The following is a 26,893-nucleotide window of genomic DNA, read 5'->3' as shown; positions in this document are numbered from 1 at the left end:
TTGACTGCACTGTCGCATGTGTCACGGTCGGATTTGCATATTTGGAAAAAGAAGAAGGGACAGGGTCATGTTGCCTGTGAACGCGGATCGTTTCTTGGCTGACCTGCACACATTGCGGAGCTTTGGCGCCGCTGGTGTCGGCAAAGGCGTTGTGCGACCGGCGTACTCTGATGCGGATATTGCGGCGCGGGAATGGTTGGTGGGGCGCATGGGCGAGGCGGGCCTGTCGGTGCATGTCGACCCGGTTGGGTCGGTGTTTGGCTTGGCCGAGGGCGCGTCGCTTTTGATGGGGTCGCATTCCGACAGCCAGCCCGAGGGCGGTTGGCTTGACGGGGCGCTGGGTGTGATCGCAGCGCTGGAAGTGGCGCGCGCCTCGGTCGAGGCCGAAGGGCCGCCGGTGTCAGTCGTGTCGTTTCAGGATGAGGAAGGCCGGTTCGGGGTGACCACCGGATCGGCGGTCTGGTCTGGGAACCTGTCCTTGGAGAAAGCCGATGGGTTGACCGACCGGGACGGTGTGTCTTTTGCCGAGGCGCGGGCGGTGATGCCGGGGCGGTTGGACGGGTTTGTCGATCCCGCGCGGTTTACCGGATTCCTCGAGATGCATATTGAGCAGGGACCTGTGCTGGACCGCGAAGGCGAGGCGATTGGTGTGGTCGACGCCATTGTCGGCATTCGCGACATGAAGATCACGTTGGAGGGCGAGCAGAACCATGCGGGCACCACGCCGATGCAGGGACGGCGCGATGCGTTTCAGGCCTTGTCGCGCTTTAATGCGCTGATCGCGGAGCGGTTCGCCAATGTTGTCACGCCAAGCACGGTCTGGACCATCGGGCATGTGACGCTGCATCCCAACGCATCGTCGATCGTTCCGGGGAAAGTCACGTTTTCGATGCAGTGGCGCGATGGTGATGCAGACCGGTTGGGGCGGATGGAGGCCATCATTCGTGAAGCGGCTGAAGAAGTGGCGGTTTCCGGTGGGTTTGATCTGAGGTTTGGACCGATGCTTGGGCTTGAGCCGGTGGAAATGGATGCCCGCTTGCGCGGGGCGTTGGAACAGGCCGCCGAAACGGATGTGCCGGGGCGTTGGCGCAAGATGCCGTCGGGTGCATTGCATGATGCGACCAACGTGTCGAAGTTGATGCCGGTGGCGATGTTGTTCGTACCTTCGATTGGTGGGATCAGTCATGCGTTCGGCGAGGATACGGCAGAGGCCGATCTGGTGACTGGGCTGCGGGTGCTTGCAAGCGCAGTGGAAGCTTTGGGCTGAGCGCGGGATCTGTGCTAGTCTGCCGTGAGGCCAACAAGGAGCACACGGTATGGATGTAACGGCGATGGCGTTCTACGCGCTTGTGTGTGGCGGATTGGGGGCTGTGTCGCCTCGGTTTCCGTCCCTGTGGCAACGTTTCGCGGTGGCGGCGCTGGTTGGGATTGTCGCGGCGGCGCTGTTGCCGATGTTGCGCGGTGCGCTTGGGGTCTGACACTAGAGATTCAATCTGTAGGTGATCGAGGTGGGATGATCGTAGCCGGGATGGGCGGTTCGCCCGACTTCCCGAAATCCGAGCGCCTCGAAGGTCGCGTGATTCTCGACAAGTTCGATCCGTGTTTGCAGTTCGACAAAAGAGCAGCGCAGGTCTGCGGCGCGGGTTGCTGCAAGGTCGATCAGGCGGCGGGCCAGCCCTTGACGCCGGGCATTTGGCGCGACTGCAAGCTTTCCCAGATACACGCTGCCCGGTTTCGGAGTGAGAAAGACACAGGCCTGAACCGGATGGCCGATCCCCCAGATCTCGCCGGTTTCGGCCTGTTCGGACAGGCTGCCCAGTGTCAGCTTGTGCATGGAGGAGGGTGGGTCGATGCGTTCGTCCATGAAGGCAAACGACGATTGAATCAGGGTCAGGACGGCTGGCAGCGCCGGATCGCCGGGACCGAGCCGATAGGGCGTCAGGTCCATGTCACTTCGCTCAGAAAGATATAGCCCGCGCCGTAGATCGTCTTGATAAGGCGCGGGTTCTTGGGGTCTTCGCGCAGCTTGGTCCGCAGTCGCGAGATACGCACATCCATCGCACGATCAAAGCTGTCGCCAGCGGCACCGCCCAGTGTGTCCTGCATGTAGTCGCGGGTGATCAGGCGGTTTGGACTTTCGAGGAACAGCCGCAGCACTTCGCCCTCGGCATGCGAAAACGGGGTCTCGGTGCCGGTCTCGTCTTCCAGAGAATAGCGGTCGAAATGCGCGGTCCAGCCGTTGAAGCGGGCGGTTTGGCCAGTGGGCGTTGGTGTGGCGCGGGTGCGGAGACGAGCGCGGACACGGGCCACGACTTCGGCGGGATCGAAGGGTTTGATGATGTAGTCATCGGCGCCCAGTTCCAACCCGGTGATCTTGTCCTGCACCTGCGCGCGGCCCGAGATGATGATGACGGTTGCGCCCTGTTCCAGCGCCAGACGGTGCACAAGGCTTAGCCCGTCGCGGTCGGGCAGGCCCAGATCGACGAGGCAGACATCGGGTGTGGTCCTGCGCAGCGCGGTTTCGAATTCGGCGGCGCGGGCAAAGCACTGGGTGTCATAGCCCGCGTCCTCGAGTGCTTCGGACAGCATGGTGCGGATCGCGGGCTCGTCGTCGAGGATGGTGATCAGGGGTTTGGTCATGAGAGATCGGCCTTGTGGCCCAGAAACGTGGCCAGATCGGATTTGGTGAAGGGTTTGGGCAGAACGGCGGTTTTCGATGCGGCAGCTTGGTGGCGGGTGTCGGAGACGGGCAGGGAGGTCATCAGGTAGACGGGTTTTTTCTGCAGAGCCGAGACCAGTTCGCTGCCCAAGGCCGGACCTTCCAGTGAGATGTCCGAAAGCACAAAGGCGATGTCAGGCACGCCTTGCGCGAGGGCAAGTGCTTCGTCGACCGAGGTTGCCTCGATCACGCTGTGGCCAAGGCTGGTAAGCATGTCGCGGATGGTCGTGCGCAGATCTGGGCTGTCTTCGACCAGCAGAACCAGCTCGTTCGACAGGTGGCGGGCAGCGTGGCGCAAAGGCAGGCGCAGGGTCACACGCGCACCGGAATTGGTGTTGCCGACCTGAAGTTGGCCACCCGCCAGTTTGGCCATGTCGTAGACCATCGACAGGCCGAGGCCCGACCCGCCATCCCCCTTGGTGGTGAAGAACGGATCAAGCGCGTGTTTCAGTGCCTCTTCGGAAAATCCGGAGCCAGTGTCTTCGACCGTGAAATCGATCCATGTGTCGCGCATTTCGGTGGCTGTCAGCCGGATCGCGCCATGACCGCCGCAGGCGTCTCGGGCGTTCAGGATGAGGTTGAGAAGGCTGTCCTGAAGCTGACCGGGATCAAGCAGGGCGCGTTGGGTGATAGAGGTGTCAACATGCAAGGCGATGCTGTCTGGCAATGACGGCGCTGCCAGAGTGTGCAGGTCCGACAGGAAATTTGCCACGTCGAGCGGTTCGGGCCGCCATGCGCGGTGGGCGGTGATGTCGGCGATCCGGTTGAGCAGGTCGCCGCCGCGACGGGCGGCTTGCAACGTGGCGGTGATGAGAGGGTCGGCATCATTGGGCAGGTCCATCCGGGCGAGTTTGGACTGCATGCCAAGAATGATTGTCAGCAGGTTTGAGAAATCATGTGCGAGGCCAGACGTAAGTTGGGCCGCCATCTCACGGCGGCGGGTTTGCTGAAGTGCTGCACGGGCCTGTGTTTCCTCGGTCACGTCCATCGACAGGATATAAACGCCGTTTTCGGATTCATCTGGGGTAAAGGCGACACGGATGCGACGGGAGCTGTGAATATCGGTGAATTCGAAAGTCGACGGATCGCCTGCCAGTGCCATTTGAAGATGCGGCAGGACTCGGGCATAGGCATCGTCGCCCAACGCTTCGGAAATGTGCAGCCCGACGATCTTGGACGGACGACCCGGCATCACATTCGACAGGCGGCGGTTGGAAAACGTGTAGCGCCCGGCGCTGTCCACATGCGCGATATGGGCGGGCATCATTTCCGTGGTCAGGCGCGTGCGGGCCTCCATCTCGGTCAACTCGCGTTGGGCTTCTTCCAGCGCAGACACCGTGGCGGCGAGTTTGCGGTTTGTAGCCGCGAGTTCTTCGGAGCGCGCGAGCACCTCTTCGGACAGCAGTTCGGACCGGGTGCGCAAGAGCTGTTCCTGCGATTTGACCTCGGTGATGTCAGTATAGACCGTGACCCAACCGCCCTGCGGAAGTGGTGCACCTTCTACGCTGATCGTGCGGCCATTGGCGCGAGTGCGTTCCATGTAGTGGGGTTGGAAGGCGCTGGCCTGTTCTACACGTGCGCAGATAAAGCTTTCGACATCGTCGATCTCTCCGTACTCGCCGCATTCGACAAGGTGACGGATGGTGGTCTCGAAATCGGCGCCTGGACGGGTCAGCGCCTGTGGCAGGTTGAACATCTCGGCAAAGCGCGCGTTGCACGCGGCCAGCCGCAAGTCACTGTCGTAGATCGACAGTGCCTGTCCGATCAGGTTCAAGCCAGCCTGAATGAGAGCGTCGGTCTGCATGGAGCACGGTCCAGAAATGGGGTCGTGTGTTTCTGGCTAGCACTGGATGGGCGCGACGCAAAGGCCGACTGGCCTCCTGTTACAATTCGTAAGGATTGAGAAAACTTCAGGAAAAAGTTGACCCCCAACCTGCCTTCTGTCCAATCTTGAGACAGAGTCGCGCAAAGCGATCCGTTCGGGGAATACCCGGGCAATGGGAGGAAAAGTTTTGGCACATATGACCATGGGCGCAGAGGGGCTGCGCTCGGTTCCGGCGCTGTTGGCGCGCAATGCTTCGCAATTTGGCAGTTCTGCTGCCTATCGCGAGAAGGAATATGGTATTTGGCAAAGCAGAACCTGGGCTGAGACTGCCAAGGAGGTTGAAGCGCTTGCGCTGGGTCTGCTGAACCTTGGCGTGAACGAAGGCGATTTCATCGCCATCATCGGGCGCAACCGTCCCTATCTCTATTGGTCGATGGTCGCCGCGCAATCGGTCGGCGCGATCCCTGTGCCGCTCTATCAGGACGCTGTCGCCGAAGAGATGGAGTACGTGCTCGATCATTGTGGGGCGCGCTTTGCCATCGTCAACGATCAGGAGCAGGTGGACAAGGTGATCGAAGTGCAGGACCGTCTGCACCAGTTCGAGCACATGATCTATCTCGACCCGCGCGGCTTGCGGAAATACGATCATACCCGCCTGCATCAGTTCAGCCATGTGCAGGATCAGGGCCGCGCAGCCTATGACGAGTTCATCAACGAATTGCAGGCGCGCACGGCGAAGCTGGATTACGACAGCACCTGTGTGATGCTCTACACGTCCGGCACGACAGGCAAGCCCAAGGGTGTGGTTCTGTCGAACCGTAACATTATCGAAACGGCCAAAGCGTCTTCGGAATTTGATCACCTTAAGGTCGATGATGAGGTGCTGGCCTATCTGCCGATGGCCTGGGTCGGCGATTTCATCTTTTCGATCGGTCAGGCCTATTGGTCGGGCTTTTGTGTGAATTGCCCTGAAAGCCCGGAAACCATGATGACGGACCTGCGCGAGATCGCACCGTCCTATTACTTTGCTCCGCCGCGCGTGTTCGAAACGCAGCTGACGCAGATCATGATCCGCATGGAAGACAGCGGCGCGTTCAAGAAAAAGACGTTCGACTATTTCATGGCCCACGCCCGCAAGGTTGGCCCGGCCATCCTTGATGGGCATGAGGTGAGCGCGTTTGACCGGCTCAAATACAAGCTCGGCGAGGTGATGGTCTACGGTCCGTTGAAAAACGCGCTGGGCTTTTCCAATGTACGGGTCGGCTATACTGCGGGCGAAGCCATTGGCCCTGAGATCTTTGATTTCTATCGCTCTTTGGGAATTAACCTGAAGCAGCTCTATGGTCAGACCGAGGCATCTGTTTTCATCACCCAGCAACCCGACGGCGAAGTGCGGTCGGACACGGTGGGTGTACCGTCACCGGGTGTGGAAATTCGGATCGCCGAAAATGGCGAGGTCTACTACCGGTCACCCGGCGTATTTGTGGAATACTATAAGAATGCAGAGTCGACTGCGGATACCAAGGACGCCGAAGGCTGGGTCGCTACGGGTGACGCTGGCTTCATAGAGGAGGCTACCGGCCATTTGCGTATCATCGACCGGGCCAAAGATGTGGGCGCGATGGCCGATGGTGCAATGTTTGCGCCCAAGTATGTCGAGAATAAGCTCAAGTTCTACCCCAACATCCTCGAAGCGGTGGTGTTCGGTTCGGGGCGAGATCGCTGCTGTGCCTTTATCAATATCGACCTTACAGCCGTCGGCAACTGGGCTGAGCGCAACAACATCGCCTACGCGTCGTATCAGGAATTGGCTGGCCATCAGCAGGTGCTGGACACCATCCAAGCGCATATCGAAGAGGTCAATGCAAGCATCGCTCAGGACGAGATGCTCTCGGGGTGTCAGGTGCACCGGTTTCTTGTGCTGCACAAGGAACTGGATGCGGATGACGGAGAGCTGACGCGGACGCGAAAGGTGCGGCGCAAGATCATCGGTGAGAAGTTCGAAGACCTTGTCAACGCGCTCTATGACGGCTCGACATCGGTCTATACCGAAACCGAGGTGACTTATGAAGACGGGCGCAAGGGCAAAATCAAAGCGACATTGGAAATCCGCGACGCGAAGGTGGTGCCGGCGTCCCCGCAGCGGATGGCTGCAGAATGATGGGATGCAGACATAATCTTCGTACGAAGATTATGCCGACCGAGAATTTTCGTACGAAAATTCTTGGTGCAACAAAGAGGGTTGGGCCGTGAAAGACACCGAAGGATATGTCACCGCAGATGGGCGCCAGATTGGCGGCACGCTGATGGAGATGCGCAACATCACCCTGCGGTTCGGTGGCGTGGTGGCCATTCAGGACATCTCGTTTGACATCCGCGAAGGCGAAGTGCGCGCAATCATCGGGCCCAACGGTGCCGGAAAGTCGTCGATGCTCAATGTCATATCGGGCTTTTACACGCCCTCCGAAGGTGAGGTCTGGTACCAAGGCACCAAGCGTCCTCCTATGAAGCCATTCGAAGTCGCCCGCCAAGGCGTAGCGCGAACCTTTCAGAACATTGCCCTTTTCGAAGGTATGACGGTGCTCGACAATGTCATGACCGGGCGTCTGACTCATATGAACGCCGGGGTCGTCTCCCAGGCGCTCTGGTGGGGGAAGGCGCGGGACGAGGAAATGGAGAACCGCGAAAAGGTCGAGCGGGTGATCGACTTCCTCGAGATACAGAACATCCGCAAGACTCCGGTGGGGCGGCTGCCATATGGCCTAAAGAAACGGGTTGAACTGGCCCGTGCCCTTGCGGCGGAGCCCTCGCTGCTCCTGCTGGACGAACCGATGGCGGGCATGAACGTCGAGGAGAAAGAGGACATGAGCCGCTTCATCCTTGATGTGAACGACGAATTCGGAACGACGATCTGCCTGATCGAACATGACATGGGGGTCGTGATGGATCTCTCCGACCGCGTGGTCGTTATGGATTACGGCAAAAAGATCGGCGACGGCACGCCAGACGAGGTGCGCAACAATCAGAATGTGATCGACGCCTATCTGGGCGTGCCGCATTGAGGGAGCAGACATGCTGAACGACATCTTTATCGCGCCATTCGTGGACATGGTCGAGGCACCGGACTTTCTCATGCAGGTGCTGTGGGAGGGGCTCGTTTCGGGCATTCTCTATGCGCTCATCGCATTGGGGTTCGTGCTGATCTTCCGGTCCAGCCGGATCTTCAACTTTGCGCAGGGCATCATGGTGGTCTTCGCCGCTTTGACCCTTGTGGGCCTGTTCGCCATGGGCGTGCCGGCATGGATCAGCGTCGGTCTGACGCTTGGTGTGATGTTCGTGCTGGCGGTGTTGATCGAAAGGGTCGTGCTGCGGCCTTTGGTCGGGCAGCCCGACATCATCCTTTTCATGGCCACCATCGGGATCACGTTGTTCCTGATTGGCTTTGGTGAGACGATTTTCGGCGGCGAAAACAAGGTGATGATCACCGAAGAGCTGGGTATTCCAACGGGTGACACGGTTCTGGAACCGTTTGGCGGTCTGCTGATCCTGCAGCATCTGGATATCACCGTGGTGATCGTGGCGACTTTGCTGGTGCTCGCGCTCTTGGCCTTCCTCAACTACACGCAGATGGGCCGTGCGATCCGGGCGTTGGGCGATGACCATCAGGCGGCGCTTTCCGTGGGTATCAGCCTGCAGACGATATGGGTGCTGGTCTGGTTCATCGCCGGGATCATCGCTCTGGTCACAGGTATTGCATGGGGCGCGCGTGCGGGCGTCAGCTTTGCGCTTGAAGTGATTGCGTACAAGGCGTTGCCTGTGCTGATGCTCGGCGGGCTTGAGTCGATCACCGGGGCCATCGTCGGCGGGTTGATGATCGGCATTCTGGAAAAGCTGTTCGAGATTTACTGGGGCCAGCCTTTGTTGGGTGGCAATACCGAGACATGGTTCGCCTTTGTCCTTGCACTGATCGTACTGCTGTTCCGCCCGCAAGGGCTGTTCGGAGAACGGATCATCGAACGGGTCTAGCGCAGCGCGGGGCGCGCTTTTCGAAACCAACAAGCAACGGAGCGTGAGGATCACGCACCCTACATGAGAAGACATATGGCAAAGCTGATCGCACTTCTGAACGTCATCGCATGGTCCGGCTTCTGGGCTTTTGGCTACCTCGCGCTGTCGAGCGGGTCTGAAGCAGGCAGCCAGACGGTTGTCGCGATCCTGCTGGCCGCTGTCGGAGGGGCCGCAGGGCTATGGGCCTATTTCTGGCTCATCCGCCATTCAGAGGTGACCGGTTACGCCAAACCGCGCAACCGCGCTGTGATCAACGAAGAGGAGACCGCCTGATGCTCTACCGCACGGCTGGCCAGTTCAAGACGAGCTATAATGCCGATCAGGCCCTGTTCCCGGTCAAGCAAGACGCGTTCCTTTTGGGGATCATATTGATCCTCGCATGGGTGGTGTTCCCGATGACCGCGTCGGAATTTACCTTCCAGACGCTGCTGATCCCGATCCTGATCTATGCGCTTGCCGCGATGGGGCTGAACATCCTCACCGGGTTTGCGGGACAGCTCAGCCTTGGCACCGGCGCGTTCATGGGTGTTGGGGCCTATGCCTGCTACAAGATGGTCACTCTGTTCCCATGGATGAACCCGATTGTCGCGATCCTGCTGTCGGGCGTGTTCAGCGCGGGGATCGGGGTGGCATTCGGAATTCCGAGCTTGCGGATCAAGGGGTTCTACCTGGCCATCGCGACGCTGGCCGCGCAGTTCTTTCTGGTCTGGCTGTTCGAGAAGTGGTCGTGGCTTTACAACTACAACGCCTCTGGCGCGATCCAAGTACCCAACCTCGAGATGTTCGGCGTGTTTGTTTCAGGCCCACAGGCGGCATCGGTGACGGAATACTATATCGTCCTGTTTGTGGTTTCGCTGCTGACCATGCTGTGTATCAACCTCACGCGGGGCAATCTGGGGAGGACGTGGAAAGCGACGCGCGACATGGACATCGCAGCAGAACTCATCGGCATCAACTTGATGAAGTCCAAGCTGACCGCCTTTGCCGTATCGTCTTATGTTGTCGGGGTTGCGGGCGCGCTTTATGTCTTCATGTGGAAGGGCGCAGCTGAGCCCAACGTGTTCGATATTCCGCTGTCGTTCCAGGTGCTTTTCATCGCCATCATCGGCGGCCTTGGCTCGGTCATGGGCAACTATCTGGGCGCGATCCTGATCGTCGGCCTGCCAGTTGTGCTAAACGTGGTGGCGGGCACGCAGGTGTTCGAGATGTCTACGGGGTCGGCCATTCTGCTGGCTGCGCTGATCGCTGCGGCGACCTTCCTCTTCGGGGTCGCGCGCAATCTCTGGGGCATGGCGGCGGCGATCGGATTCGGCGCGGTGACGCTGATCTATGGCTATGCGCAATTGCAGGGTTTCCGCATCGAATCCGCTCTGATCGAGCATATCAACGTGATGATTGTTGGGGCGCTGATCATCTTCTTCCTGATTATCGAGCCTCACGGGCTGAATCAGCTTTGGCGATTGATCCGTGAAAAACTGATTATCTGGCCGTTCCCGCACTGAGGTGGGTGGGCCCAAGACCAAGAACCTAAAGCAACATGAAAGTTCCAATGGGAGGACAACCATGAAACACTTTACCAAACTGGCCACTGCGGCTGCGCTGGGCACCGTGCTGGGCACGGCGGCCATCGCGCAGGAGCTTTACACGCCGAACCTCGCATACCGCACCGGCCCATTTGCCGCGACGGGTATTCCGCTGATGAACGGTCAGGCCGACTACATGACGCTGCTCAACGAGCGCGATGGCGGTATCGGCGGTGCCAAGATTGACTTCGAAGAATGCGAAACCGGTTACTCCACCGAAAAAGGCGTGGAATGCTATGAAAAGACCAAGGGCACGGCCATCGTGACCCAGCCTTGGTCGACCGGCATTACGCTTCAGGTTCTGCCCAAGACCAATGTGGACGAAATCCCGATCCTTGCACCAGGCTACGGCTTCTCGCCGATGGCGGACGGCAAGGTGTTCCAGTGGGCGTTCAACATGCCTGCCGGGTACTGGGATGCGGCAGACATGATCGTTCAGTACCTTGAAAATGAAGGTGGTTCGCTGGACGGCAAGAAAATCGCGTTCCTGCATCTCGACCATCCGTTTGGCAAAGAGCCGCTTCCGGTTCTTGAGATGCACGCCGAAGGCAAAGGGTTTGAGCTTCTGCCGATTCCGGTCGGTCTGAAGGAAATGCAGAACCAGTCAGCCCAGTGGTTGCAAATCCGTCGTGAGCGTCCCGACTATGTCGTGATGTGGGGCTGGGGTGCAATGAACGCCGGTGCCATCACCGAAGCGGTCAAAACCAAGTTCCCGATGGAAAACTTCCTTGGCGTCTGGTGGGCGGGTCACGATGCTGACCTGAAACTCGTCGGTGAAGAGGGCAAAGGCTACAAGTCGATCTCGTGGTCGTTCCCGAACATGGACGCGCCTGTCATGCAGGAAATCAAGGAGCGTGTCATCGACGCGGGCCTGAGCCAGACCAACGAAGAAGAGATGCAGGGCGTGTTCTATGGCCGTGGTCTTGTCATGTCGATGATCCTGGCCGAAGCCATTAAGGGCGCACAGGAAAACTTCGGCACGGCCGAGATCTCTCCGACACAGCTGCGCTGGGGCCTCGAGAACCTCAACCTGACCGAGGAGCGGATCGCAGAGCTGGGCATGGCAGGCATGGTGCCGCCGTTCTCGACGTCTTGTGCCAACCACACCGGTCACTCGGGCGGCTGGATGCTTGAATGGGATGGCTCCAAGTTCGTCAAGGCGTCTGACCTGCTGAAGCCGAACGTGGACGGGTATGCTGACCTGATCGCGTCGTCGGCGGCGGAATACGCGACCTCGAACGCACCTTGGGCGATGAACGAAGAGTGCTCGGCCACCAACTAAGGCCAGCCTGCCCCGGCGGTGCATATCGCCGGGGCGCTTTTAGGATATTTTCAAACACAAAGGCCCGCCATGCTGGACGCCGGACGCACAGACGAGACCTTGCTCGAGGTCAACAATATCGAGGTGATTTACAATCACGTGATCCTCGTTTTGAAGGGTGTGAGCCTGACCGTAAAGAAGGGTGGCATCACCGCGCTTCTGGGAGGCAATGGCGCGGGTAAGACGACCACGCTCAAGGCGATTTCCAACCTGCTGCATTCCGAGCGGGGCGAAGTCACCAAAGGCTCGATCATCTACAAAGGCGAGCGGGTGCAGGATCTGGACCCGGCGGCGCTGGTCAAGCGCGGGGTCATTCAGGTGATGGAAGGCCGCCATTGCTTTGGTCACCTGACCGTCGAGGAAAACCTGCTGACCGGCGCCTACACGCGCAAGGATGGAAAGGGCGCCATCGAGGCCGATCTCCAGTTGGTCTATGACTATTTCCCCCGCCTGAAGGAACGCCGTAAATCGCAGGCGGGCTATACCTCGGGCGGTGAACAGCAGATGACGGCGATTGGCCGCGCTTTGATGTCGCGTCCGCAGACCATCCTGCTGGACGAACCGTCGATGGGCCTTGCGCCGCAGTTGGTGGAACAGATTTTCGAGATCGTGAAATCGGTGAACGAGAATGAAGGCGTGTCTTTCCTTCTGGCCGAACAGAACACCAACGTAGCCCTGCGCTATGCGCATGAGGGGTACATCCTTGAAAACGGACGCGTTGTAATGGACGGCCCTGCAGCCGAGCTGCGAGAAAACCCGGACGTAAAGGAATTCTACCTCGGGGTTTCGGATGACGGACGTAAATCCTTCCGAGATGTCCGCAGCTACCGCCGCCGCAAGCGGTGGCTGGCATAACGCCGTTCCCGTTGCAATGAACTGAACAGACAAGGCTTTTGCTGCCATGACCACCCATTTCGACGACTTGGAAACCCGAAGTGCGGACGAACGCCGCGCCGCGCAAGAGACGGCCTTTCTGCAACAGGTGACGCGCGCGATGTCAGCGCAAAACTCCTGTCTTGTGGCTGATGGCCCAGTGTCGTCGCTGGACGACATCACCAAACTGCCGGTCCTGCGGAAATCGCAGCTGGTGGCATGGCAAAAAGAAAACCCACCGTTCGGGGGTATGGCGATCAGCAACATGGCGCATGTGTTCCAGTCGCCCGGCCCGATTTACGAACCCGGCGGCGTGAGCCACGATTGGTGGCGGATGGGGCGGTTCCTGCATGCCTGTGGTATTGGCAAGGGTGACATCGTTCAGAACTGTTTCGGTTATCACCTGACCCCTGCCGGGATGATCTTCGAAAGTGGCGCACGGGCGGTGGGGGCCGCAGTTTTGCCTGCGGGCACTGGCCAGACAGAGCTTCAGGCGCAAGCGGCGCACGACATCGGCATCACGGCCTATGCCGGAACGCCTGACTATCTTAAGCTTATCCTCGAGAAGGCTGACGAGATGGGTCTGCCGCTCAAAATCACCCGTGCGGCTGTTGGCGGCGGGGCGCTGTTCCCATCGTTGCGGGCCTGGTACGCTGACCGCGGCATCACGTGCCGCCAGTGTTATGCCACCGCCGATCTGGGCAACATCGCGTATGAATCCGAAGCCGAAGAGGGCATGATCCTTGACGAAGGCGTCATCGTGGAAATCGTCACGCCCGGCACAGGGGATCCGGTGCCAGAGGGCGAGGTCGGAGAAGTCGTGGTGACCACGCTCAACCCCGATTACCCGTTGATCCGGTTCGCCACCGGAGATCTGAGCGCGATGATGCCGGGGCAAAGCCCATGCGGCCGCACCAATGCCCGCATCAAGGGTTGGATGGGTCGAGCGGATCAGACCACCAAGATCAAGGGCATGTTCGTGCGCCCGGAACAAGTGGCAGCCCTTGTCGCAAAACATGCCGAGATCGACCGCGCCCGTGTTGTGGCCAGCCGCGATGGCGAAATGGATGTGATGACGGTACGCATCGAAACTGCGGCGCAGGACTCGGCGGCGTTTGAACCCAGCATCGTGGAAACCCTTAAGCTTAAAGGCCGGGTTGAACTGGTGCCTCCCGGTGCGCTTCCCCGCGACGGATTGGTGATCGAGGACGCGCGCAGCTACGACTGATCTGGCAGGACGCGGGATATGCCCCGGAAAATGTGTGCGGCTATTGGATAACTTTTGGCTTTCGTGCGTTAGTCTCCTGACACGTACGGAGGACCACCCATGAAACGACTCGCGTTTTCGCTTTCGGCAACCCTTGCCCTGACGACATCGGTCTGGGCCGACAACAGTGATCTCTTGATCATCGGCAACAGCGACCCGGGCATGCTTCAACGCCTTACGGGAACCGCAGACTTTGAGGGTATCGAAACCGCGTTCGAGGAACGCGGTGCAGAGGTGAGCCTGTCCATACGTGCGGATGGCGACGCCATGCGCGATGCGTTTCGGGGCTTTGCCAATGGTCTGGACGCCACCACTAGCGATATTGGCGTTTTGCTGACCGGGCGGTTCGTGTCTACCATCGCGGGCACGTATCTTTTGCCCAATGGCATGGATGCGCCGACCTTGGCCGAAGTCCTCACCGATGGGTTTCCTCTCGATACAGTCTACGCCGTGGCTGCGGAGTACCCGGGGCAAGCCCTGATCGTCTTGGGCGAGGTAGACGGCGAGGGCGATGTTCCTGATGGCCTGTCAGCAACCGTGCCGCTTAACGACATCCCCCAAGGGGTGACAGTCGCGATTGGTCCCGCAGGCGATGCAGCGCGGTTTGTCAGCCGTCTGTCCATGGCCACCGGAGAGGATATTTTGCCCTTGGCTCGCGCTGAGGGCCTCAGTCTGACGGGGTTCGTGCCCCGCACGCTGCCACTGTTCGCTGGCACCGATGTCACGCTGCCGCAGATCACACCTGACGTTCCGAACGACCGCAGCGTAGAGGATGCAACTGCGTGGGACCGGGCGGTCGCGGCAGACACAGAGGCGGGCTACGACACGTACCTTGCCGCGTTTCCCGAAGGTCGTTTTGCGGGCGAAGCCCGTCAGCGCTTGGCCACCATCCGCTCAGAGCCGTTTTACCGCGAAAAGCAGGTCGAATCTGACCTTGCACTATCCCGAGATGCACGGCGCGAAATCCAGCGGGATTTATCGCTCTTGGGGTACAACACGCGGGGAATTGACGGAATATTTGGCCGCGGCACCCGTGGAGCCGTGACAGCTTGGCAGACCGCAAACGGTCTTACTGCGTCGGGTTATCTGGGTGCAGACCAAATCGCCCGACTGGATGCTCAGGCCGAACGGCGTGCGGCAGAACTCGAGGAAGAGGCGCGTCAGCGTCAGGCACAGTTGGAACGGCAGGACCGGACATTTTGGTCCGAAACCGGCGCGCAGGGCGACGAGGCAGGCTTCCGCGCCTATCTCAAGCGGTTCCCGGACGGGATATACGCAGAAGACGCGCAAGACCGGCTGGAAGCCATCGAAGACCAGCGTCGCGCCCAAGCCGAGGGCGAAGACCGACGTCGTTGGCAGATCGCACGTGAGACTGACACAGAGGCAGGCTATCGGGCCTATCTGGCGGAACGGCCGAATGGCGCTTTTGTCGAGGAAGCGCGGGCGCGGATCGACTATTTCGCCAACAACTCCGAACAGATCGCCCTGCAAGATCGGGCCCAGTCAGATGAGGCCGCCTTGGGGTTGAACGCAGCGGCACGTCGCTTGGCCGAGGCGCGTCTGGCAGATCTCGGGCTGAAGCCGGGGGCGGTGGACGGCACTTTTGACAAAGACGCGCGACGCGCCATCCGCAGGTATCAAGATGCCCGCAAACTGCGGGTGTCGGGGTATCTGGATCAGGCCACGGTGGTGCGGCTTATGGCCGATACGATCCTGCGCTGATCGGTCAATCGAGGTCTGTCCACGGCCAAGGCTTCACGTTGCTGGCTGCCGTCTGATACCGTGCGGCCTTGGCGATCCAGATGCCAAGGTCCGTCCCGAATTCGGCCAGCCGTTCGTTGGGCTGTTTGTTGTTCACCAACATTATGATGAACTGCACCACGGTCATCACCCCCAGAACCGTCTGCGCGACGGAAATCATGACCGCGATCAGGATCATATAGATCAGGCGTTCGATCAGAGAATCCGTCTTCTCAGGTTCAAACTGCTCGCCATGAAGCCGGCCTGTGACCTTGTCGTCGTCTGAGGGTGCCATCTCGGTCGCCTTTCATGTCTCTTGGAATCCGGTTCTGTATATGAGGTTTCTGTAAAATTCGCCAATTCCATTCGAAATATCTTGATCAAATCAGGCGCAATTGCACCTGTCGGTCGCAGCACTGGTTTGGTTGGGAGAGTCAGTCAGACTGCGACACTGTCTCTGGTGCGTCTTTGTCCCAATTCAAAACGGTGGGATGCTGTTTTCGCGCTTTGGCAATTTCTCTGATCTGGGTGGTGACATCTAAAGGTGACGGGATTGATCGCCGCACGGTTTCGGGAAGGTATCCCAAGGCGATAAGCTGATCGTAGGTTTCGTCAAAATCGACAACGGCATAGCTTTCGAGATTTGTTCTTGGTTGCCCGGCAGGCACCCAATGATCCTTTGCGGTGTCGATGATATCGAGGTCCACACCAACGAAACCTGAATACTGCTCACCGAATTCGCTTGCGATCTTGTCGAGCCCGGATCGCCGGGAAAGGACGGCAATGCGGCAATCGTTGTCTATGACGAAGGGTGGCAGATGAAGCGCAGACCCTTCCACGGCCACAATGCGTTTGGCTGATGCATAGGTGGCAAGCTGATCTTCGAGAGAGTGCTTTTCCGGAGCAAAAATCTGGTATCCGGCGTTCCTGAACGTGTTTTCCAGTGCGGTTTCCCCAAGTATGCCACCCTTGCGGCCACTGAGTTTTGTGCGCGTGACATAAATGGATGTGTTGGCCTTTGGGGGCTTTGCCTTGCGGTAGTGCGCATTGCGGCTTCTGGCAAAGTCCTGAAACCAGCTGGAGCCCCGAAATCGCTCTGAAAGGCCCAACCCGTTTTCACCCAAAACAAGTTTGTCGACTTGCGTTGGCTGTCGGATGATTTCGATCTTTTCATCCACCCCCAAAGCTTTGAGCCAGCGCCCGGAATGATCATCAAGCAGTCGAATGTTGCGCAGGGTCTCATTCGGGTTTGCGTGGTACGGCATGAAAAGAACACCGTCGATCGGCTCTTCAACCGCATCCAACGTCCAGAGCGGACCCAAACATTCCACCAGGAAATGCCCAAAGTGAACGCGGACAAAGCCACCAAAGACGTAGGTCCCGGTTTTTTTGGCCAAATCCAAGTTGGTAACATCGAAGTCTTCAGCAGGCGCAAGATCCGCGATATCCATATCGTGGTAGAGAATGCGGTGTGTTTCAGGGCAGTAGACTTGGCGCCTCAGGCCCGTGTCAACGTTTCCCGGAAGCAGAACGGCGTTCCGGCTTACGGCCAGCTTGCCCTTGAAGCCGCGCGCGGTGTCTTCGCTGGTCGCGCTTTTCATATGAGGCGGTCTAAATGTGAACGGGCACGTGTAAGGGTCATTTGGGTGTCTGTTTCTCTGAGTTGGTGACGGGCTGGTATTTTGGTTGGTCTGCGTTGCGGCAGTAGATGGAAAGTAAGCAAGTCTTTCTGGCGATTCCGAAGTTTCATCCGCTAAATGTTCAAGGTCGGAGTCCAGACGTTCTAGCCCCCTTGAAGTGATCTGGGGTGCAACAATGCTGTCCTTTGCAAAGTTTGGATATTCGAAAGGATCGTCTTTCGCGTAGTCGAAACAATATTTGCGATATCGCACTCCTGGCACATCTGCGAGGTGCCAGAAGTCTGGCCAGCGCTCTCGCAGGGATTGAAGGGTTCCGATTTCGATCCAGGTGGCGCTTTCCTTGGCAAAAAGCAAATGCGTGAAACCCGCGCCGTGAAACCCGACAACGGTATCTGCGCCAGACACAATTTTGATCTGCTCAAGCGGCGAATGGTCTTCAAGCACGAATGGTGTGAAACCATGGCGGAACAGCATGTCTTTGAATGCACTTTGCCCGTCAGCCTGACGGTTTCGAGCGCTGTCACCGCGTTCAATAAAGAGCTTCCTAGGCGTGGGGATATCAACGTCTGTGCAGCGTTCCAGTGCTGTGCGTCGCAGACTTGCGTATGCGTCCGAGGTGATATTCGCGCGATGCGTACGGACAAGATTCGCAATTGGATTGTAGCCTTTGACAATGCCTTTGCTTGGTAAAGCGTCGTTAATGCCCGGCATGGCAGCCCGCGCGTGATCCGACATTGCATAAAGGTTGGTGTCGTAAGACGTGATAACCGTGTCAAAACTCACATCGGCTTTCACAATCCGCAGACGCGCGTAATGGTGCGGAAAGAGTGCTGCGATGAACCGTTCGACAAAGTTGCTTATCGGTTCGTTGGGGGCCGAGATCACAATTTCACCAGTGTATTCGGGGCCCAGCGTGTCGATTGTCGAAAACTGTCTGAGCACATCATCAACAAAATGATAGAAGTTGAAGCCGTTCTTCAGAATAATGAGGAACGGCGTGGTCAAATCAGCTTTGGATACGTCCCCTTGCTGTGGCAGCTGAAACGGCCCGTCATCCCCAATCATCCAGTCCGTGACGTCATGTTTTTTGGCCCGGTAGTGTTCATTGACGCGCATGTATCGGTTCAAAAAGCGGATACCATAGGCCTGATTAAGAACGACCTTGTTCTTGATCAACAGACGCCCATTGGCAGCTTTTGCATCCTGCAATCGTACCGCGATCGTTTGAGACAGCAGCGACTTATTGAAACGAACATGATCGGTCAAATGCCGGACCTGTTTCGTGATCGCGCAACCGACCTCTTCGCTTTCTGATTGCCCCACGATTTCAAGTTGCGCGCCCCGAATTTCGGAAAACCGTGCAGAACCCGTGGTGAGGGCGATCATTTTCGAACTCAAGCTTGGAGCGAAAAACAAGTCTCTCGGATCTGAAGTTACCTTAAGTCTCAACGACTGCGTTGCCTCATGCCGATGTTGTTTCGGGTTGCCGTTTCATTGGTATCGTCAGAACGCTTTGATTTCGAGGCTTTTTCGATATCGCAGCCTTTTGAAGAGGCCTGATATTTCACATCCGCGTTGACGGCGGCGCCGATTTGATGAAGCCAGAGTCAGACCGTTGCACAAACAAAAAAGCCGTCCCAAGGGACGGCTTTCTCGCAATAACTGCGGTTTCCGCTTAGCCCTGACGGGCTTTGAACCGGCGCTGCGTCTTGTTGATCACATAGACGCGGCCCTTGCGGCGCACAACGCGGCAGTCGCGATGGCGGTTCTTCAGCGAACGAAGCGAGTTCTTGACCTTCATCGGGTCTCTCCTCTTATCGCGGCGCGCGAGCGCCTTCGTGGTTGCGGGTGCCCCGAGCCAAAGCCCGAGACGGCGAATTCAATGGTGGGCGATACAAGGTTCGAACTTGTGACCCCTTCGATGTCAACGAAGTGCTCTACCACTGAGCTAATCGCCCTTTGACCCGGTTCGATTCACGTGCCCCAAATAAAAGGGGCGCGTAAAGCCGCGCCGGTGGAGCGGTCTATAAAAGGAGTCGTAGCGGGGATCAAGGGCTTTGGTCACAGAAAAAATCGGTCTATGTATGGCAGATAGGGAGAGCATATGCCCAAAGTCGCGTACCACCTCGTTCAGCCGGAAGCGCACACCTCAAGGGTGGTGTTTGCGTCGCCTCATTCCGGCCGCGACTACAGTTGGAATTTCCTCCGTCACACCGCTTTGGATGAGGTAACGATCCGGTCTTCGGAAGATGCGTTTGTCGATCGCCTGTTCGACTGCGCCCCGCAATTCGGTGCTGTGTTCATCAAGGCCGGCGCACCGCGTGCCTACATCGACCTGAACCGATCTGCCGAAGAACTTGACCCCGCTCTGATCGAAGGTGTGCGGCGCCAGACCCACAATCCGCGCGTTGCTTCGGGCCTTGGCGTTGTTCCTCGCGTCGTGGCGAACGGCCGCCCGATCTACCAAGGCAAATTGCCGCTGGCCGAGGCGGAACGCCGTATCGCGCAATTCTGGCACCCCTATCACGACCAGTTGCGCAAGTTGATGCAGCAGGCACATGCCCGCTTCGGGGAGGCGATTCTGGTCGACTGCCATTCCATGCCGCACGAAGCGCTGGACGGTGTTGCAAAATCCACAGCACGGCGCCCGCAGATTGTGCTGGGCGACAGGTTCGGAGCCTCTGCCAGCCAGACGGTCGTCGATCAAATCGAAGCCGCGTTCACCGATGCCGGTCTGATCGTGGCGCGCAATACACCTTTTGCGGGGGCGTATATCACACAGGCCTATGGTCGCCCGTCGCGCAAGCAACACGCGGTTCAGATCGAAATCGACCGGTCGATCTACATGGATGAACGTACGATCCGGCCCAATGCGAATTTCCACAATTTCCGCAAGCTCCTTCGCAGTGTCATTGCTGAAATCGCAGCCACCGGGCAGGCCAAGGACATGCCACTTGCGGCGGAATAGGCTTTAGGCAAACAGATCTGAAAGCGCGGTTTTTAGCGCATCTGTGTGCGGGATGATCAACCGCACCGGAACCGTCAACACCTTCATCCGATAGCTTTGTGGCAGCCGCACTGCGTCTTTTTCCGTCGTCACCAATTGTGCGCGGGCCGCCTGCGCGTCTTTCTCAAGCCGTGCCAACAGTGACGATGTCAAAGGTTGGTGGTCTTCAAGCGCTCGGGTTTCCACCAGATCGGCCCCAAGTTCGCGCAGGGTGAGAAAGAACTTCTCAGGGTGGCCTATCCCGGCAAAGGCCAAACAGCGCAGTCCTTCCCAGTCCATCCCGGTCTGCAAGGGCATCAAATGCCCGGTCAGATGGGGCAGGGGGATCTGCGATTGCCATGTTTCTGAAAAACGCTGCTGCGCCTCGTCAGCCCCGATCGACAATACCAGATCGGCTCGCGTCATTGCGGCAGACACAGGTTCGCGCAATGGCCCCGCCGGAATGCAGCGCCCATTGCCGAACCCGCGCGTTGCATCCACCACGATCAGCGACAGGTCCTTGGAAAGGCTTGGGTTTTGCAACCCGTCATCCAGAATGATCACCTCTGCGCCTGCCGCCTCGGCAGCCAATGCCCCTTGCGCACGGTCCTTGGACACCCAGGCAGGGCCGAACGCTGCCAGTAACAGCGGCTCATCCCCTACGTGCTGAGCCGTATGGCGGCGTGGATCAACCTGCACGGGGCCGTCCAGCGATCCGCCATAACCGCGCGACACGACATGCGCGGTCTTGCCCATATCCGACAGCATCTGCATCAGCGCGATCACCGTTGGTGTCTTGCCTGTCCCGCCCGCATTGACATTGCCGACACAAATCACCGGTATCCCGACACGGGTCGGCGTGCTCCGCCGCAAGCGCCGCGCGGTCGCCATGCCGTAAAGCGCACCCACCGGGGCCAGCAGCCGTGGCCACAAACTGGGCTGATCAGGGGACGTATCCCAGAACACAGGCGGCCTCACCTTGCCCCCTCCAACGCATCAAGCCATTCGCTGACCTGAGCGAGAACCAGATCGGCGGTCTCGGCCCCGGCGGACACCACGTTCCATCCCGCATGAGCCATCGCTGCCGCACGGTCTGGTGCAATCAGGTGCGACACCGCCGCACTAAGCGATTCCATGTCCTTGACGATCCGCGCGGCGCCTGCAGCAACCAAACGAGAATAGGATTCAAGGTGGCGTCCGACATTCGGACCATACAGGATCGCTGAGCCCAATGCTGCGGCCATCATCGGGGACTGTCCGCCTGTTTTCCCCGCCAGCGAGCCGCCAAGGAAGCACAAGGGCGCAAGCCGATACCACAGACCCAACTCGCTGTCGTCGCCCGCAAAAAGAACCTGCGTGTTCTCGTCGGGCATATCGCCGTTCTCCCACCGCGCAAGCCGCAGGCCGATTTCCTGGCATTGCTCGGCAAAGAACGGTTCATCCTCTGCATCCGCAGGAACCACGACCAGCAAGAGGCGATGTGCTAAGCGGGCCGCCCGCCGATGCGCGCGCAGAATCGCATCTGCCTCGTCGCGTTGTATATGTGCGCCCAACCAAACCGGTCGACCAGCCAGAATCGCTGTAAGCTCCTCGTGCAGGCCGTCATGGCTCGACAAGGGAAAGACCTCTGGTTCCAGCGGCGACGCAACTTCGATCCGGTCATCCGGCACACCAAGCCGTCGCATTCGGATCGCAGCTTTCTTGTCTTGTGCCAGGATGGTGTGAAATAGGCTCAACGCACCCGCAGACGCATCGGGCAGAAACCGCTTTGACGGCTGCCGCCAAGGCGCATCGGCAACGTCGGTCAACAGCAGGTGCGCCCCTGACACGGCCGCCTCGTGGATCAGCGCGGGGCGCAAACCATTGCCCGCCCAGACTAGAATATTCGGTCGCCAGTGATCCAGAAACCGATGAACGTCGCTCAGGGTCTCGGCTGGTGGGGAGCTGACATTGTGGCCTTCTATCGAAAGCCCCTCGGCTGGAATCGAATCGCAGGTCAGAAGCAGCGAAAAATCCTCGCGTTGCAGCCGAAGCCGCTTGATCAGGGTCAGCAAGGTTTCAAGCCGGGTGCGCGTGTCGCTGTGCAGCCATAGGACAGCGCCGGTCGGGCGCGCGGGCCATTGCGCAGCTTCGGCGGTCAGGCGATCCGACCCCCGCGCCAGCGCCAGATAGGCGGTCAGACTGAACGGCCTGCGCGCCAAATGGTCAGTCCTGTGCCTCGGGCGCTTGCGTGCTGGCGTCCATCAACTGCTGCAAATCCCCAAGGAAATAGCGCATATGCGCGTTGTCCACGGTGCGCTGCGCTTCGGTTTTCCACGCGTCATAGGCGGATTTGCGATCCGCAAAGATCCCGACGACATGGATGGTCTCAGGGTCTTTGAACACGTTTTCCGACGGCGTCACCAGTTCTCCGCCAAAGACGATGTGAAGATGCTCGGCCATGGGGCGATCCTTCCTTGCTGCGGTGCGGCCAACGTAAGGGGCCGCTTGGTCGGGTCAAGACGATTAGGGCAAACTCTGCGCGATCAGGCCCTTAATGGCGCGGGCATGCTCGGCGGTTGCGCCGCAGACATCCTCGGTCAAAGCCTTGGCACGGTCGATCAGCGCATCGGGTTCCACGATCTCGTCAATGAGTCCCCAAGTCAGCGCGCTGTCGGTCGCGATTTTCTGTCCCGCCATCAGGATCATCTTGGCCCGTGATGGACCCACAAGCGCCGAGAGGCGCGCCGGGTCCGACGGTTGCGGCAGAAAGCCCAGCTTCATCACCGGGTAGAACACCTTGGTGCCCGGCACCGCGATGCGCAGGTCACAGGCCAGAACCATGCCCATCGCACCTCCGGCAACAGTGCCGTTCAAAGCCGAAATGGTCAGGCCCGGATGTCGTGCGATGGCACCAGACAGCCGTTCCCATAAAGGGCTGAGCGCGAGCCCCGCCTTGGCCGCCTCAAGGTCGGCGCCGGCGGAAAACACCTTGCCGACACCGGTCAGAATGACAGCCCGCGCGCTGCGCGCCTCTTCGACGCCGACACACAGCGCCTCCAGCATCTCGCCCGTCAGCGAATTGGCCTTGTCCGGGCGGTTGATCGTCAGGACACATAGCGTGCCGTCATTCTGAATTTCGATCATAGCAGGCCCACCTTTTTGCGAATGCCCTCATCCCGAAGCGAGATTTCCTGTCCCAGATAGGCATCCGACTCGGGTCCGCACATCCACAACAACGCCTTGGCTGGCCAATCCGCCGGGATATGATCGGACCAATCCAACTGGCTCACCGGGTTGATCCCGCTTGCTTTGATCTCGCGCTGCATCTGGGTGGCAACAGTGCCCGGTGACAGACCCATGGCGCGGATGCCCTTGTCGCCCATTTCCTTGTGGAGACACATGGTCAGCATCGCAGCCCCGGCCTTGGACGCGCAGTAATGCGACCAGGCTTCAATGGCATTATGGGCCGCGCCCGAACTGATGGTCAGAACCGTGCCGCCACCCTCGGCCTCCATCACTGGAAGCGCCGCGCGCATGCCGTGGAACACGCCCTTGAGGTTGATGTCGATCACCTGTCCCCAGCCTTCGGGATCCGCATCCTCCAGCCGTGCAATGGGTTCGATCACGCCCGCGTTGTTGATCAGGATATCCAAACCGCCAAACGCCGTGACGCAGTTTTCAACCGCCTGCGCCACCTCCCAATAGCGGCTGATGTCACAGGGGATGGCGACTGCTTTATTGCCGATCTCACCTGCCAGATCGGCAATGCTGTCGGCCGACCGCGCCACAAGCGCAACATTTGCCCCGGCTTCGGCGAAAACCCGCGCAGCCTCGGCCCCGATGCCACGGCTTGCTCCGGTGATGAGAACGGTACGTCCGGTTAGATCAATCATGCGGCAGCCTCCCTTATGCGTTCACAGCAGTGCTACTTCGGACATGACGCGGGGTCCACCCACTTGACCCTATCTGGCAGGAGGTCGAAGCTGGGACTGGGAATTTGATTGTTTAGGATATCACCATGCGCCGTATTGCCCGTCTTTCATCTTGCTCCGTGCTGGCTTTTGCCCTGTCCGGCGGGGCCAGCTTTGCCGAAGTCACCGCACCCCAAGTGTGGGATGGGCTCGAGGCTGCCCTGCAGGGCTTTGGCTATTCGGTCACGGCCACTGAAACCCCGACGGGCGATGGCCTCGATGTGACGGATGTCGTCATGCGGTTCGATGCGCCGGAAGACAACGCAACAGTGGAAATCAGCTTCGAGTCCATCGACTTGGTGGAAAACGGCGATGGGTCGGTCTCCATGACCTTTCCTGCCTCGATGCCGATCACCATTGATGCCGCACCCGAAGGCGAAGAAGCCGTGATGATGGTGCTGGACTACGGCAACCAAGGGCTTGAACTGGTGGTCTCTGGCGAACCCGGCAACATGACCTACACCTACAGTGCCACACAACTTTCCATCTCATTGGCCGAGCTTGAGATCGACGGCACCCCGGTGGCACGCGAAGAGGCGCGATTCGATTTCATTCTGGATAATGTGGAGGGCACCACCGTCACCGCGACGACCACGGGGGCAGAGTTCACCCAGAACGTCGAAGCAGCCTCGGCGCGCTATGACTTTGCCTTCAACGACCCCGAAAGTGACGATGCCGCATTAGTGTCAGGGTCGATGGCCGGACTGTTTGTGTCCAGCACGACAGTCCTGCCCGAAGGCTTTGATCCAACCGATGCGCAATCGCTTGCAGCGGGGGGCTTCGCGGCGCGGGGCACGATGGGCTACACCGCTGGCGAAATGCAATTCGCCGCAACCGAACCTGCTGGCACGACATCCGGCACCACTCGCACCGGAACAGTAAGGCTTGAGTTCGCGATGGACTCTGATGCTTTGCGTTACGATGTGCAGGCCACCGATCAGGCATTTACCCTGTCCGGGCCGGAAATGCCCTTGCCATTAGATGTAAGCATGGCGGAAAGCGCCTTCCGCGTCACTGCACCGATTGCCAAGGCCGACGAACCCCAAGACATGGCGTTCGGCCTGACATTACGTGGGTTCGAGATGTCCGACCTGCTTTGGAACGTGTTTGATCCGGGTGCCGCCTTGCCCCGTGATCCGGCCACCATAGCGATGGATATCACCGGTCAGGTCACCCCTTTCTTCAATCTTTTCGACCCCGAACAGATGGCCATGCTCGAAGCCACTGGCGGAACACCGGGAGAGCTTAACGCGCTTACTTTGAACGACCTCACCATCGATGCTGCCGGGGCCAAGCTTGGCGGGTCCGGGTCGTTCACCTTTGACAATGACGACCTGCAAACCTTTGGTGGCTTCCCGCGTCCGAATGGCGAGATCAACGTCACACTGGACGGGGCCAATTCCCTTATCGACAAGCTGATCGCCATGGGTCTGCTGACCAACGAAGACGCGATGGGCGCACGCATGATGATGAGCATGTTCGCAGTACCGGGGGAGGGGCAGGACAGCCTCAAATCCACGCTGACGATCAACGAGCAGGGGCACGTTCTGGCGAACGGGATGCGGATCCAGTAACTTTGGCCAAACGCGGCGATGCGGTGACGCATCGCCGTCCCCGCTTTGATAACCTCGGTCAGTGCGGCGGTGCGCTACCCTGCCATCAATTCGGGCAAATCTCCGTTCAACCCGGCCGCTTCACGGATGAAGGTGCGCCGCGCACCGGGGATCGCGTTGATCGCTGCCATACCAAGGTCGCGCCCTGCGCGCAGGATGGGATTGTCGTTCGAGAACAGTCGGTTGAAGACATCCGTCGCGGTCAGAAGCGTTGCGGTGTCGAACCGCCGCCATTGCTCATAGCGTGCCAGAACCAACGGGCTGGCAAAATCCTCACCACGCCGCACCGCATGGCCGATCACATGTGCCAAGGCCGCCACGTCGCGCAGCCCGGCATTCAGCCCTTGCCCGGCAATCGGGTGCATCCCATGCGCCGCATCGCCAACCAGCGCCAGACGGTCCGCAATGAACCGGTTGGCCATGGTCAGACCCAGCGGATAGGTGAACCGCGCGCCAGCTAAGGAAATCTCGCCCAGAAAATCGCCAAACCGGGAGCGCAGTACCGTAAGGTAATCCTCTTCCGGCAGCGCGTTGATCTCTTCTGCCAGACCTTTGCGCTCGCTCCAGACAATCGACGAGCGATTGCCCGTCAACGGCAGGATCGCCAGTGGCCCCGCAGGCATAAACAACTGATGCGCCACACCCCCATGAGGCTTTTCATGCGCAATCGCACAGACCAACGCGGTTTGGTTATAGTCCCAAGCCGTGCGCCGAATGCCAGCACGCTGTCCGGTTCCGGTCTGACGGCCATCGGCGCCGACGATCATCTGGCCGGTCAACACGTCGCCCGACGCCAAGGTGACGTTCGCGCCTGATGCGGTCACGTTCTGATCCACAACCATTTCACCCGACAGATGCGTGATCAGCGGCTCCGCCGCCATCGCCTCAAGCAAAGCCCGCCGCAGATACCGATCTTCGAGCATGTGGCCCATCGGCCCTTCCTCGATCTCGGCGCTGTTGAAATGCAGGCCCAGAAACACCTCGGCATCGCCCGCGCGCCCGTCGCTGACCTTGATCTCTGTCATCGGCTGCGCGTTCGGCTTCAGCCCATCCCATAGCCCCAAAGCGTTCAACATACGCACCGACGCCAGCGCCAGCGCATAGGACCGCCCGTCGAAATTGTCGCTGCGTCGCGTGCCTTCGGGGCGCGCGTCGATCACGGTGCTGGACAGCCCGGCTTTGGCGGCAGCAAGGGCAAGCGTCGGACCGTTCAGCCCGCCGCCTATGATAAGGATATCGCTGGATGTGTTCATGGGCTGAAATATGGAAGCGCAGCCGGGATTGTCCATGCGCTTCTCTGCCGCT

26 protein-coding genes, 1 tRNA gene and 1 pseudogene are annotated in these 26,893 nt (G+C 59.3%); 14 read left to right on the top strand and 14 right to left on the bottom strand.

Going from position 1 to position 26,893, the window contains the following annotated elements; all coding sequences use genetic code 11:
- Positions 1-67 precede the first annotated feature (67 nt).
- Complete coding sequence (locus MCRY_RS05170; RefSeq protein WP_085628407.1) at positions 68-1,267, top strand: Zn-dependent hydrolase; 1,200 nt, start codon at positions 68-70, stop codon at positions 1,265-1,267.
- A 49-nt stretch (positions 1,268-1,316) separates the two neighbouring features.
- Entirely contained in the window at positions 1,317-1,478 is a 162-nt protein-coding gene (locus tag MCRY_RS22820) for a hypothetical protein (protein WP_171046125.1), read from the top strand.
- Between the two features lie 2 nt (positions 1,479-1,480).
- Here the strand turns inward: MCRY_RS22820 and MCRY_RS05165 are convergent, their stop codons facing one another.
- From MCRY_RS05165 to MCRY_RS05155, 3 genes are read right to left on the bottom strand one after another with little or no spacing between them, the layout of a single operon-like run.
- Positions 1,481-1,948 (bottom strand): GNAT family N-acetyltransferase, encoded by a 468-nt coding sequence (locus MCRY_RS05165; RefSeq protein ID WP_085628406.1) that lies wholly within the window; start codon positions 1,946-1,948, stop codon positions 1,481-1,483.
- Positions 1,939-2,640, bottom strand: a complete 702-nt coding sequence (locus MCRY_RS05160; RefSeq protein WP_085628405.1) for a response regulator transcription factor — start codon at positions 2,638-2,640, stop codon at positions 1,939-1,941. Before MCRY_RS05160 ends, MCRY_RS05165 begins: the two co-directional genes overlap by 10 nt.
- The gene (locus tag MCRY_RS05155; RefSeq protein ID WP_085628404.1) at positions 2,637-4,523 is read right to left on the bottom strand and encodes a hybrid sensor histidine kinase/response regulator; all 1,887 of its coding nucleotides are present in this window, start codon (positions 4,521-4,523) and stop codon (positions 2,637-2,639) included. The genes MCRY_RS05160 and MCRY_RS05155 overlap by 4 nt, the downstream gene beginning before the upstream one ends.
- A gap of 217 nt (positions 4,524-4,740) precedes the next feature.
- Between MCRY_RS05155 and MCRY_RS05150 the strand changes: the two genes are divergently transcribed.
- The 9 genes from MCRY_RS05150 (at position 4,741) to MCRY_RS05110 (ending at position 15,378) form a co-directional block, all read left to right on the top strand.
- The gene (locus tag MCRY_RS05150; protein ID WP_085628403.1) at positions 4,741-6,705 is read left to right on the top strand and encodes an AMP-binding protein; all 1,965 of its coding nucleotides are present in this window, start codon (positions 4,741-4,743) and stop codon (positions 6,703-6,705) included.
- A gap of 145 nt (positions 6,706-6,850) precedes the next feature.
- Entirely contained in the window at positions 6,851-7,606 is a 756-nt protein-coding gene (locus MCRY_RS05145; RefSeq protein WP_238939422.1) for an ABC transporter ATP-binding protein, read from the top strand.
- Positions 7,607-7,616: 10 nt separating this feature from the next.
- The gene (locus MCRY_RS05140) at positions 7,617-8,570 is read left to right on the top strand and encodes a branched-chain amino acid ABC transporter permease (RefSeq protein ID WP_085628401.1); all 954 of its coding nucleotides are present in this window, start codon (positions 7,617-7,619) and stop codon (positions 8,568-8,570) included.
- 75 nt (positions 8,571-8,645) lie between these two features.
- Positions 8,646-8,885, top strand: a complete 240-nt coding sequence (locus MCRY_RS05135; protein WP_085628400.1) for a hypothetical protein — start codon at positions 8,646-8,648, stop codon at positions 8,883-8,885.
- Positions 8,885-10,114, top strand: a complete 1,230-nt coding sequence (locus tag MCRY_RS05130) for a branched-chain amino acid ABC transporter permease (RefSeq protein ID WP_238939396.1) — start codon at positions 8,885-8,887, stop codon at positions 10,112-10,114. Before MCRY_RS05135 ends, MCRY_RS05130 begins: the two co-directional genes overlap by 1 nt.
- Positions 10,115-10,175: 61 nt before the next feature.
- Entirely contained in the window at positions 10,176-11,477 is a 1,302-nt protein-coding gene (locus MCRY_RS05125; RefSeq protein WP_085628399.1) for an ABC transporter substrate-binding protein, read from the top strand.
- A 69-nt stretch (positions 11,478-11,546) separates the two neighbouring features.
- Positions 11,547-12,371 (top strand): ABC transporter ATP-binding protein, encoded by an 825-nt coding sequence (locus MCRY_RS05120; RefSeq protein ID WP_085628398.1) that lies wholly within the window; start codon positions 11,547-11,549, stop codon positions 12,369-12,371.
- 46 nt (positions 12,372-12,417) lie between these two features.
- Positions 12,418-13,617, top strand: a complete 1,200-nt coding sequence (locus tag MCRY_RS05115) for a phenylacetate--CoA ligase family protein (protein WP_085628397.1) — start codon at positions 12,418-12,420, stop codon at positions 13,615-13,617.
- Between the two features lie 99 nt (positions 13,618-13,716).
- Positions 13,717-15,378: a peptidoglycan-binding protein gene (locus tag MCRY_RS05110; RefSeq protein ID WP_085628396.1), complete on the top strand. Its 1,662-nt coding sequence runs from the start codon at positions 13,717-13,719 to the stop codon at positions 15,376-15,378.
- Between the two features lie 4 nt (positions 15,379-15,382).
- Here MCRY_RS05110 and MCRY_RS05105 read toward each other — a convergent pair whose 3' ends face one another.
- The 3 genes and pseudogenes from MCRY_RS05105 to MCRY_RS23590 form a co-directional block, all read right to left on the bottom strand.
- Positions 15,383-15,691: a DUF4389 domain-containing protein gene (locus MCRY_RS05105; RefSeq protein WP_085628395.1), complete on the bottom strand. Its 309-nt coding sequence runs from the start codon at positions 15,689-15,691 to the stop codon at positions 15,383-15,385.
- A gap of 139 nt (positions 15,692-15,830) precedes the next feature.
- Positions 15,831-17,390 (bottom strand): glycosyltransferase family 61 protein, encoded by a 1,560-nt coding sequence (locus MCRY_RS23335; protein ID WP_238939397.1) that lies wholly within the window; start codon positions 17,388-17,390, stop codon positions 15,831-15,833.
- Between the two features lie 33 nt (positions 17,391-17,423).
- Positions 17,424-17,948: pseudogene (locus tag MCRY_RS23590) on the bottom strand (hypothetical protein); the annotation flags it as partial.
- Between MCRY_RS23590 and MCRY_RS23325 the strand changes: the two are divergent.
- Positions 17,850-18,350, top strand: a complete 501-nt coding sequence (locus MCRY_RS23325) for a hypothetical protein (RefSeq protein WP_238939399.1) — start codon at positions 17,850-17,852, stop codon at positions 18,348-18,350. The pseudogene MCRY_RS23590 and the gene MCRY_RS23325 overlap by 99 nt on opposite strands.
- Positions 18,351-18,711: 361 nt before the next feature.
- Here MCRY_RS23325 and ykgO read toward each other — a convergent pair whose 3' ends face one another.
- Together ykgO and MCRY_RS05090 are read right to left on the bottom strand one after the other, a co-directional pair.
- Positions 18,712-18,837 carry a type B 50S ribosomal protein L36 gene (gene ykgO / locus MCRY_RS05095; RefSeq protein WP_008562923.1) on the bottom strand — a complete coding sequence of 42 codons (126 nt, stop codon included), beginning with the start codon at positions 18,835-18,837 and terminating at the stop codon, positions 18,712-18,714.
- A gap of 82 nt (positions 18,838-18,919) precedes the next feature.
- A tRNA-Val gene (locus tag MCRY_RS05090) sits at positions 18,920-18,994 on the bottom strand.
- Positions 18,995-19,140: 146 nt separating this feature from the next.
- Here MCRY_RS05090 and MCRY_RS05085 point away from each other — a divergent pair.
- Positions 19,141-20,004 carry an N-formylglutamate amidohydrolase gene (locus MCRY_RS05085; protein WP_085628393.1) on the top strand — a complete coding sequence of 288 codons (864 nt, stop codon included), beginning with the start codon at positions 19,141-19,143 and terminating at the stop codon, positions 20,002-20,004.
- A gap of 3 nt (positions 20,005-20,007) precedes the next feature.
- Here MCRY_RS05085 and lpxK read toward each other — a convergent pair whose 3' ends face one another.
- From lpxK to MCRY_RS05060, 5 genes are all read right to left on the bottom strand, one after another.
- The gene (lpxK, locus tag MCRY_RS05080) at positions 20,008-21,000 is read right to left on the bottom strand and encodes a tetraacyldisaccharide 4'-kinase (RefSeq protein ID WP_085628392.1); all 993 of its coding nucleotides are present in this window, start codon (positions 20,998-21,000) and stop codon (positions 20,008-20,010) included.
- Positions 20,997-22,223, bottom strand: coding sequence for a 3-deoxy-D-manno-octulosonic acid transferase (locus MCRY_RS05075; protein WP_085628391.1), 1,227 nt, complete (start codon positions 22,221-22,223; stop codon positions 20,997-20,999). The genes lpxK and MCRY_RS05075 overlap by 4 nt, the downstream gene beginning before the upstream one ends.
- A gap of 4 nt (positions 22,224-22,227) precedes the next feature.
- Positions 22,228-22,464, bottom strand: a complete 237-nt coding sequence (locus MCRY_RS05070) for a DUF4170 domain-containing protein (protein ID WP_085628390.1) — start codon at positions 22,462-22,464, stop codon at positions 22,228-22,230.
- A 63-nt stretch (positions 22,465-22,527) separates the two neighbouring features.
- Positions 22,528-23,148 (bottom strand): enoyl-CoA hydratase/isomerase family protein, encoded by a 621-nt coding sequence (locus MCRY_RS05065; RefSeq protein WP_085628389.1) that lies wholly within the window; start codon positions 23,146-23,148, stop codon positions 22,528-22,530.
- Positions 23,145-23,897: an SDR family oxidoreductase gene (locus MCRY_RS05060; RefSeq protein WP_085628388.1), complete on the bottom strand. Its 753-nt coding sequence runs from the start codon at positions 23,895-23,897 to the stop codon at positions 23,145-23,147. The genes MCRY_RS05065 and MCRY_RS05060 overlap by 4 nt, the downstream gene beginning before the upstream one ends.
- Positions 23,898-24,022: 125 nt before the next feature.
- Here MCRY_RS05060 and MCRY_RS05055 point away from each other — a divergent pair, with 125 nt between their 5' ends.
- A complete protein-coding gene (locus tag MCRY_RS05055; protein WP_085628387.1) occupies positions 24,023-25,549 on the top strand; it encodes a DUF2125 domain-containing protein in 1,527 nt (508 codons plus the stop codon).
- Between the two features lie 74 nt (positions 25,550-25,623).
- On the opposite strand, the gene MCRY_RS05050 is transcribed toward MCRY_RS05055, so the two are convergent.
- Positions 25,624-26,841 carry a UbiH/UbiF/VisC/COQ6 family ubiquinone biosynthesis hydroxylase gene (locus MCRY_RS05050; RefSeq protein WP_085628488.1) on the bottom strand — a complete coding sequence of 406 codons (1,218 nt, stop codon included), beginning with the start codon at positions 26,839-26,841 and terminating at the stop codon, positions 25,624-25,626.
- Between the last annotated feature and the right edge of the window lie 52 nt (positions 26,842-26,893).

It is taken from the genome of Marivita cryptomonadis (genome assembly GCF_002115725.1).
Classification (GTDB): Bacteria; Pseudomonadota; Alphaproteobacteria; order Rhodobacterales; family Rhodobacteraceae; genus Marivita; species Marivita cryptomonadis.
This window is presented reverse-complemented; position numbering and strand designations above follow the sequence as displayed.